Source organism: Klebsiella sp. EMBS2024 (assembly GCF_036233805.1).
Taxonomy (GTDB): Bacteria; Pseudomonadota; Gammaproteobacteria; order Enterobacterales; family Enterobacteriaceae; genus Klebsiella; species Klebsiella pneumoniae.
On record NZ_JAZARW010000001.1, the window covers coordinates 484,576 to 493,520 of the forward strand.

Sequence of the window (8,945 nt, forward strand, 5' to 3'; positions counted from 1 at the left end):
TTCCTGGTAAATGAGTGTTTGCCGATCCCGAGTTGTTGAACAAGCTGCTAAAAATAGCCTGCGCCATATCAATATATATTAAATGCAGAACGAAAAATAAACAATGGCAATATGTGCCTTGCCAGCCAGTGATAAAAAAGGGCCGCGGTAGCGGCCCTTTGTTCAGGAGTGAAGATTAATGATGCTCAACCTGATGGCTGTGCTCTATATCTTCTGATTTTTTGCTAAAGCGGCGACGAACCACCACAAAGAACACCGGCACGAAGAAGATCGCCAGGATCGTCGCGGTCACCATCCCGCCCATTACGCCTGTACCGACGGCGTTCTGCGCACCGGAGCCGGCGCCGGAGCTGATAACTAGCGGCATTACCCCGAGGATGAACGCCAGAGATGTCATCAGGATTGGACGTAGACGCATACGTACTGCTTCAAGCGTCGCCTCAATCAGCCCTTTGCCCTCTTTCTCCATCAGGTCTTTGGCGAATTCAACGATCAATATTGCGTTCTTCGCCGACAGGCCGATGGTGGTCAGCAGACCCACCTGGAAGTAAACGTCGTTGGTTAGCCCGCGGAAGGTGGCGGCTAACAGCGCACCGACCACACCCAAGGGGACGACCAGCATAACCGAGAACGGAATCGACCAGCTCTNATACAGCGCCGCCAGACACAGGAAGACGACAATCAGCGAGATGGCATACAGGGCAGGGGCCTGGTTGCCGGACAGTCGCTCCTGATAAGACATCCCGGTCCAGTCGTAGCCGATACCGGAAGGCAGTTTACCCGCCAGCTCTTCCATCAGCGCCATCGCCTCACCGGTACTCTTGCCTGGCGCGGCCTGACCGAGGATTTCCAGTGACGGCAGACCGTTGTAGCGTTCCAGACGCGGCGAACCGTATTCCCAACGCGAGGTCGAGAAAGCAGAGAACGGCACCATCTGACCATCGCTGCCGCGAACATACCACTTGCCGATATCTTCCGGCAGCATACGGTATTTCGCTTCGGACATGATGTACACTTTCTTCACGCGGCCGCGGTCGATAAAGTCGTTGACATAGCTTCCGCCCCAGGCTGCGCCCAGCGTGGTGTTAATGTCGCTGATGGAGACGCCCAGCGCCTGAGCTTTCTCCTGATCGATATCGATTTTAAACTGCGGTGTATCTTCCAGACCGTTAGGGCGCACGCCGGTCAGCACGTCAGGATGCTGCGCCACCATGCCAAACAGTTGGTTACGCGCCTGGGTCAGTTTTTCGTGGCCGAGACCGCCCTGGTCAATCAGCTCGAAGTCAAAGCCGGTCGCGGTACCCAGTTCAACGATAGCCGGCAGGTTAAAGGCGAAGACCATCGCATCTTTAATCTGCGAGAAGTAGCCCATTGCTCTCGCGGTGATCGCTTCAACTTTGTTTTCCTCACCCGGACGCTGGCTCCAGTCTTTCAGCGAAACGAACGCGATACCGGTGTTCTGGCCGCGGCCGGCGAAACCGAAGCCGTTAACCGCAAACACGGATTCCACGTTGTCCTTCTCTTTGGTGAGATAGTAATTCGTCATCTCATCCAGCACTTTCTGCGTACGCTCCTGGGTGGCGCCGGCAGGCAGCTGCGCCATACTCAGGAATACACCCTGGTCCTCGTCCGGCAGGAACGAGCTCGGCAGACGGACGAACAGCCATGCCATACCCACCACGATGATCAGATACAGCACCAGATAACGACCGGTGCTGCGCAGAATGTTGCCTACGCTGTCGGTGTAATGGTGCGTGCTCTTATCAAACATGCGGTTAAACCAGCCGAAGAAGCCGGTGGTCGCGCCATGGCTGCCTTTCTGAATGGGTTTCAGCATCGTGGCGCACAGCGCCGGCGTCAGGATTAACGCCACCAGTACCGACAGCGCCATCGCGGAAACGATAGTGATGGAGAACTGGCGATAGATGGCCCCGGTTGAGCCGCCGAAGAACGCCATCGGGATAAATACCGCCGACAGCACCATAGCGATACCTACCAGCGCGCCCTGAATCTGTCCCATCGATTTACGCGTCGCTTCTTTCGGCGGCAGACCCTCTTCCGCCATCACGCGCTCGACGTTCTCTACCACCACGATGGCGTCATCCACCAACAGGCCGATGGCGAGCACCATCCCGAACATCGTCAGGGTGTTTATCGAGAAGCCAAACGCCGCCAGCACCGCGAAGGTGCCTAACAGGACCACCGGTACCGCGATGGTGGGGATCAGGGTGGCGCGGAAGTTCTGCAGGAACAGATACATGACCAGGAACACCAGGATGATCGCTTCCACCAGCGTTTTAACCACTTCGTGAATAGAAATTTTCACGAACGGGGTGGTGTCATACGGGTAAACGATCTTCATCCCCGACGGGAAAAACGGCTCCATCTTCGCCAGTTCAGCGCGAATAGCGTTGGCGGTATCCAGCGCGTTCGCGCCGGTAGCCAGTTTAATACCCAGACCGGATGCCGGCTGGCCGTTAAACTTCGCCACCACGTCATAGCTTTCGCCGCCCAGCTCAATTTTGGCGACATCACGCAGACGAACCTGGGAACCGTCCTGGTTCACCTTCAGCAGGATGTTGCCAAACTCTTCCGTATTGGTCAGACGCGTCTGCGCGATGATCGAGGCGTTAAGCTGCTGGCCTTTCACCGGCGGCGTACCGCCTAACTGGCCCGCGGCCACCTGGGCGTTCTGCGCTTTCAGGGCGCTGATCACATCCACCGGCGTAAGCTGGAAGTTGTTCAGTTTGTTTGGATCCATCCAGATACGCATCGCATACTGGGAACCGAATAGCTGAACGTCGCCGACGCCGCTGGTACGGCTAATCGGATCCTTCATGTTGGCCGCCACGTAGTCCGAAATATCGTCCTGGTTCATGGTGCCGTTGGTGTTAATGACGCCGACAACCATCAGGAAGCTGCTGGACGCTTTCTCAACGCTAATCCCTTGCTGCTGTACTTCTTGCGGCAGCAGAGGCGTCGCCAGCGCCAGCTTGTTCTGAACCTGAACCTGGGCGATATCCGGATCGGTACCGGATTCGAAGGTCAGCGTAATGGTTGCCGTACCGGTGGAGTCGCCATTTGAGGACATGTACATCAGGTGATCGATACCGTTCATATTCTGTTCGATAACCTGAGTTACGGTGTTCTGCACCGTTTCGGCGTCAGCACCGGGGTACATGGCGGTAATGGAAATTGCTGGCGGCGCAATCGTCGGATATTGCGCCACCGGCAATTTGAGGATCGATAATCCCCCAGCCAGCATGATGATAATGGCGATCACCCATGCAAATATGGGGCGATCGATAAAGAAATTAGGCATGTCTTAACGGCTCCTGTTTAAGTTAAGACTTGGTTTGTTCTGATGGCGCGTTGCCTGCGGCTTGCTGTTTATCATCAGAAGCTACTTCCTGCGCTTTTACCTGCACACCTGGTTTGATTTTTTGCAGGCCGGTGACGATAACGCGATCGCCGGATTTCAGACCGTCAGTGACCAGCCATTTATCGCCGATCGCCTGAGAAGCAGTGACCTGGCGGACTTCGACTTTATCGCCTTCCCCCACTACCATGACGCTGGCGTCGCCGCGCGGCGTACGGGTAACACCCTGTTGCGGTACCAGCAGGGCGTCAGGGTTAATCCCTTCTTCCAGACGGGCACGGACGAACATCCCCGGTAGCAGGGTGTGATCCGGGTTCGGGAAAATAGCGCGTAGCGTGATTGAGCCGGTGGTCTGATCGACGGTGACATCCGAGAATTCCAGCGTGCCGGACTGCGGATACTTAAGACCGTCATTAGTCACCAGCTCCACTTTCGCTTTGCCGTTTTCCTGTTTCAGGCGGCCGTCGGCTAGCTCCTGCTTCAGGCGCAGGAAATCATTGCTCGACTGGGTGACGTCAACATAGATCGGATCCAGCTGCTGAACGGTTGCCAGGGCGGTCGTTTGACCATTCTGTACCAGCGCCCCTTCGGTCACGGCGGATTTACCGATCCGGCCGCTGATCGGCGAGGTGACTTTGGTGTAGGCCAGATTGATGCGCGCGGTTTCAACGGCCGCTTTCGCCGCGACCACGGCCGCATTGCTCTGCTGCGCCGTCGCAACGGCGGTATCGTAGTCTTGTTGACTAATATATTTGGTGCCCAACAGTTTCTGATAACGCTTGACCGTCAGTTGATCCATGTTTGCCGCCGCCTGGGCTTTTGCCAGGTCGCCTTTGGCGCTGTCATAGCTGGCCTGATAGGTGGCTGGATCGATCTGATACAGGGAGACGCCGGCCTGGATATCGCTACCTTCCACGAAGTTACGTTTTAAAATAATGCCACTGACCTGAGGACGGACTTCCGCAATGCGATAGGCGCTGGTGCGGCCTGGCAGTTCGGTGGTTATTTGTAGAGGTGCGGATTTGAGCGTCACAATACCGACTTCCGGCATGTGCTGGGCTCCCTGTTGAGCCGGTTTATCGTCACATCCTGTTAGCGCTAAGCTGCCTGAGAGCATCAGAACGACCGCCAGAGGCGTTAACCCTCTGTTTTTGTTCATATGTAAACCTCGAGTGTCCAATTTCAAAATGTTCAGTGGCTCAAACAACCACAAACCCACTACAGTCTTTCTATTATGGTCATGCTATGGTACATACATTCACAAATGTATGTAAACGTAACCTCTGTAAAGTCATTAACCTATGGCACGAAAAACCAAACAACAGGCACGTGAAACCCGGCAACTGATTCTGGATGTTGCTCTGCGTCTGTTTTCGCAGCAAGGCGTATCATCTACCTCGTTGGCAACAATTGCAAAAGCTGCGGGTGTAACGAGGGGGGCTATCTACTGGCATTTCAAGAATAAATCAGATTTATTCAACGAAATTTGGGAGCTGTCAGACGCCAGTATTAGCGATCTCGAAATTGAGTATCGGGCAAAATTCCCCAACGATCCACTCTCAGTTATCAGGGAGATTCTAGTCTATGTTCTTGAAGCGACAGTGACAGAAGAACGTCGACGATTAATGATGGAGATTATCTATCATAAGTGTGAGTTCGTCGGTGAAATGACCGTGGTGCAGCAGGCCCAGCGGCAGCTCTCCCTGGCGAGTTATGAGCGTATCGAGCAGACCTTGAAAGAGTGCATCGCGGCGAAGCTGCTGCCCGCCAATTTACTCACCCGGCGGGCGGCCGTGTTAATGCGCAGCTACCTTTCCGGGCTGATGGAAAACTGGCTGTTTGCCCCCGATTCGTTCGACCTGCATGCGGAAGCGCGGGACTACGTCGCTATTCTGCTGGAGATGTATCAATTCTGCCCGACGCTACGCGGCCCGGAGAGCTTGTCAGCTTAAAGGTAGCGCGCGGATGGGCGTGAATTTTTAGCGCCGTCCGCCGCTATTCGCCAGCGCTGAGAAGTGCTATTCTGCGCGCTTGCGACGACCCCCGGTATTCTCCGGCATTTGCATTCATTCATATTAACTATGCTGCACACGATCTCCAGGCAACGCGCCACGTTCATCTTTATTATCACGCTGCTCTGTTTTATTGGCCTTTTCAGCCCAGTCCAGGGCCGCGCCGCGGATCTCCCCGATCGGGCAGAGGTGCAGAGCCAGCTCAATACGTTAAACAAGCAAAAAGAACTGACTCCGCAGGACAAACTGGTCCAGCAGGATCTGACTCAGACGCTGGAAACGCTGGATAAAATCGAGCGTATCAAAAGCGAGACGGCACAGCTGCGACAGCAGGTCGAGCAGGCGCCGGCGAAGCTGCGCCAGGCGGTGGAGAGCCTCAATAACCTGAGCGATGTCCCGAACGACGACGCGACGCGCAAAACGCTAAGTACGCTCTCCCTGCGTCAGCTGGAGTCGCGCGTCACCCAGACGCTGGACGATCTGCAGAATGCGCAAAACGATCTGGCGACCTATAACAGCCAACTGGTTTCCCTGCAAACGCAGCCGGAACGCGTGCAAAATGCGATGTTCAACGCCTCCCAGCAGCTGCAGCAGATCCGCAATCGTCTGAATGGCACCTCGGTGGGCGACGAGACCCTACGCCCGACCCAGCAGGTGCTGTTGCAGGCTCAACAGGCATTGCTCAACGCGCAGATCGAGCAACAGCGCAAGAGCCTCGAAGGCAACACTATCCTGCAGGATACCCTGCAGAAGCAGCGTGACTACGTCACCGCCTGGAGCAACCGGCTGGAGCATCAGCTACAGCTGCTGCAGGAGGCCGTGAACAGCAAACGGCTGACCCTGACCGAGAAAACCGCCCAGGAGGCGGTTACCCCCGACGAAACGGCGCGTATTCAGGCCAACCCGCTGGTCAAGCAGGAGCTGGATATTAACCATCAGCTCAGCGAGAAGCTGATCCAGGCAACAGAGAACGGTAACCAGCTGGTGCAGCGCAATATCCAGGTCAAAAACTGGCTCGACCGCGCGCTGCAGTCTGAACGGGATATTAAAGAGCAAATTTCAGTTCTGCGGGGGAGCCTGCTGCTGTCGCGTATTCTTTACCAACAGCAACAGACATTACCGTCGGCGGATGAGCTGCAGGATATGACCAACCGCATCGCCGACCTGCGGCTTGAACAGTTTGAGGTGAACCAGCAGCGCGACGCGCTGTTCCAGAGCGATGCCTTTGTCGCCAAACTGGAGGAGGGGCACAGCAGCGAAGTGAACGATGAAGTCCACGCCGCGCTACTGGAAGTGATCGACATGCGTCGCGAACTGCTTGATCAGTTCAACAAACAGTTGGGCAACCAGCTGATGATGGCCATCAACCTGCAGATCAACCAGCAGCAGCTGATGAGCGTCTCGAGCAGTCTGAAGGAAATTCTGACCCAGCAAATTTTCTGGGTGAACAGCAATAAACCGATGGACTGGGAGTGGATTAAGGCCTTCCCGGAGGCGCTGAAAGGTCAGTTTAAGGCGATGAAAATCACCGTGAACTGGGAAAAAGCGTGGCCTGCGGTGTTTGTCGCTTTCCTGGCCGGTTTACCGCTGCTGTTGATTGCCGGCCTCATCCGCTGGCGTCTGCAGTGGCTCAAGGATTATCAGGCAAAGCTTGCTTCCCAGGTGGGACAGCTGCGCAACGATACCCAACTGCATACGCCGAAGGCGATCCTGATCGATCTGATCCGCGCCTTACCGGTGGTGCTGTTGATTCTGGCTATCGGTCTGATCTTACTCACCATGCAGTTAAATATTAGCGGACTGCTGTGGGCGTACAGTAAAAAGCTGGCTATGTTCTGGCTGGTGTTTGGCCTGTGCTGGAAAGTGCTGGAAAAGAACGGCGTCGCGGTCAACCACTTTAATATGCCGGCGCAGTTGACCAGCCACTGGCGGCGGCAGATTGTTCGCGTCAGCCTGGCGCTGCTGCCGCTGAATTTCTGGTCGGTGATTTCCGAACTGTCGCCGCTGAACCTGATGGACGACGTGCTGGGGCAGTTGGTGATTTTCTTCAACTTACTGCTGATCGCGGTGCTGGTTTGGCCGATGTGCCGGGAAAGCTGGCGCGATAAAGAGTCGCACAGCCTGCGCCTGCTGACGATCACGGTGTTGTCTATCGTTCCGGTGGCCCTGATGGTGCTGACGGCAACCGGCTACTTCTACACGACGCTGCGTCTGGCGGGACGCTGGATCGAGACCGTGTATCTGGTGATGATCTGGAACCTGCTGTACCAGACCGTGCTGCGCGGCCTGAGCGTGGCGGCGCGGCGTATCGCCTGGCGCCGCGCGCTGGCGCGCCGTCAACATCTGGTGAAGGAAGGGGCGGAAGGCGCCGAGCCGCAGGAAGAGCCAACTATCGCTCTCGAGCAGGTCAACCAGCAGACGCTGCGCATCACCATGTTGGTGATGGTCGCGCTGTTCGCAGTGATGTTCTGGGCGATTTGGTCTGATTTGATCACCGTTTTCGCCTACCTCGACAGCATTACCCTCTGGCACTACAACGGCACCGAGGCGGGGGCCAGCGTGGTGCGCAGCGTGACGATGGGCAGTTTGTTGTTCGCCATTGTGGCGTCAATGGTCGCCTGGGCGCTGATCCGCAACCTGCCGGGTTTGCTGGAGGTGCTGGTGCTGTCGCGGCTCAACATGCGTCAGGGGACCTCCTACGCCATCACCACCATTCTCAACTATGCGATTATCGCTATCGGGGCGATGACGGTATTCGGGGCGCTGGGCGTCTCCTGGGATAAACTGCAATGGCTGGCGGCCGCGCTGTCGGTTGGTTTAGGTTTTGGTCTGCAGGAGATCTTCGGTAACTTTGTCTCCGGCCTTATCATTCTGTTCGAACGTCCGGTGCGCATTGGGGATACGGTCACTATCGGAACCTTCTCGGGGACGGTAAGCAAAATCCGTATTCGCGCCACCACCATCACCGACTTCGATCGCAAAGAGGTGATTATCCCGAACAAGGCGTTCGTTACCGAGCGCTTGATCAACTGGTCGCTCTCCGACACCGTGACCCGGGTGGTGATCCGCCTCGGCGTCGCCTATGGCTCAGACCTGGATAAGGTGAAAGAGGTGCTGCTGAAGGCCGCGCACGATCATCCGAAAGTGATGCAGGAGCCGGCGCCAGCGGTTTTCTTCACCACCTTCGGGGCCAGTACCCTGGATCATGAACTGCGTCTGTATGTTCGAGAACTGCGCGATCGCAGCTACACGGTGGATGAGCTCAACCGCGCCATCGACCGCCTGTGCCGGGAGAATGACATCAACATTGCCTTTAACCAGCTGGAAGTTCATCTGCGCAATGAAAAAGGCGATGAAGTCACCGAAGTGAAACGGGACGGGAAAGGCGACGATCTGGCGCCCACCACCGCGTCCTGAGCGAAGAGGGGCGGCGCAAAGCCGCCCCTGCTGTATCAGGGCGCCAGCGCGGCGAGTTCTTCATCGCTCAGCCCGGTGAGCTCCTGCACGGTTTGACGTTCGAGGCCGCGCGCCAGCATTCTGGCGGCGATGCTGCG

At 56.4% G+C, this 8,945-nt stretch carries 4 protein-coding genes and 1 pseudogene; 2 read left to right on the forward strand and 3 right to left on the reverse strand.

Annotated elements, in window-relative coordinates; genetic code table 11:
- Positions 1-175: 175 nt before the first annotated feature.
- Together acrB and acrA are read right to left on the reverse strand one after the other, a co-directional pair.
- Positions 176-3,322, reverse strand: coding sequence for a multidrug efflux RND transporter permease subunit AcrB (gene acrB, locus VZP09_RS02250; RefSeq protein WP_328794870.1), 3,147 nt, complete (start codon positions 3,320-3,322; stop codon positions 176-178).
- 22 nt (positions 3,323-3,344) lie between these two features.
- On the reverse strand, positions 3,345-4,538 hold the full coding sequence (gene acrA / locus VZP09_RS02255) for a multidrug efflux RND transporter periplasmic adaptor subunit AcrA (protein WP_004177236.1): 1,194 nt from the start codon (positions 4,536-4,538) through the stop codon (positions 3,345-3,347).
- 142 nt (positions 4,539-4,680) lie between these two features.
- Between acrA and acrR the strand changes: the two genes are divergently transcribed.
- Positions 4,681-5,331: a multidrug efflux transporter transcriptional repressor AcrR gene (acrR, locus tag VZP09_RS02260; protein WP_002892080.1), complete on the forward strand. Its 651-nt coding sequence runs from the start codon at positions 4,681-4,683 to the stop codon at positions 5,329-5,331.
- A 129-nt stretch (positions 5,332-5,460) separates the two neighbouring features.
- Positions 5,461-8,808, forward strand: coding sequence for a mechanosensitive channel MscK (mscK, locus tag VZP09_RS02265; RefSeq protein WP_004177234.1), 3,348 nt, complete (start codon positions 5,461-5,463; stop codon positions 8,806-8,808).
- A gap of 35 nt (positions 8,809-8,843) precedes the next feature.
- Here the strand turns inward: mscK and VZP09_RS02270 are convergent.
- Positions 8,844-8,945: pseudogene (locus tag VZP09_RS02270) on the reverse strand (Rpn family recombination-promoting nuclease/putative transposase); the annotation flags it as partial.

Coding starts and splice junctions, on each gene's coding strand:
- acrR (WP_002892080.1), top strand. CDS start 4,681: ATGGCACGAAAAACCAAACAACAGGCACGTGAAACCCGGCAACTGATT.
- mscK (WP_004177234.1), top strand. CDS start 5,461: ATGCTGCACACGATCTCCAGGCAACGCGCCACGTTCATCTTTATTATC.
- acrA (WP_004177236.1), bottom strand. CDS start 4,538: ATGAACAAAAACAGAGGGTTAACGCCTCTGGCGGTCGTTCTGATGCTC.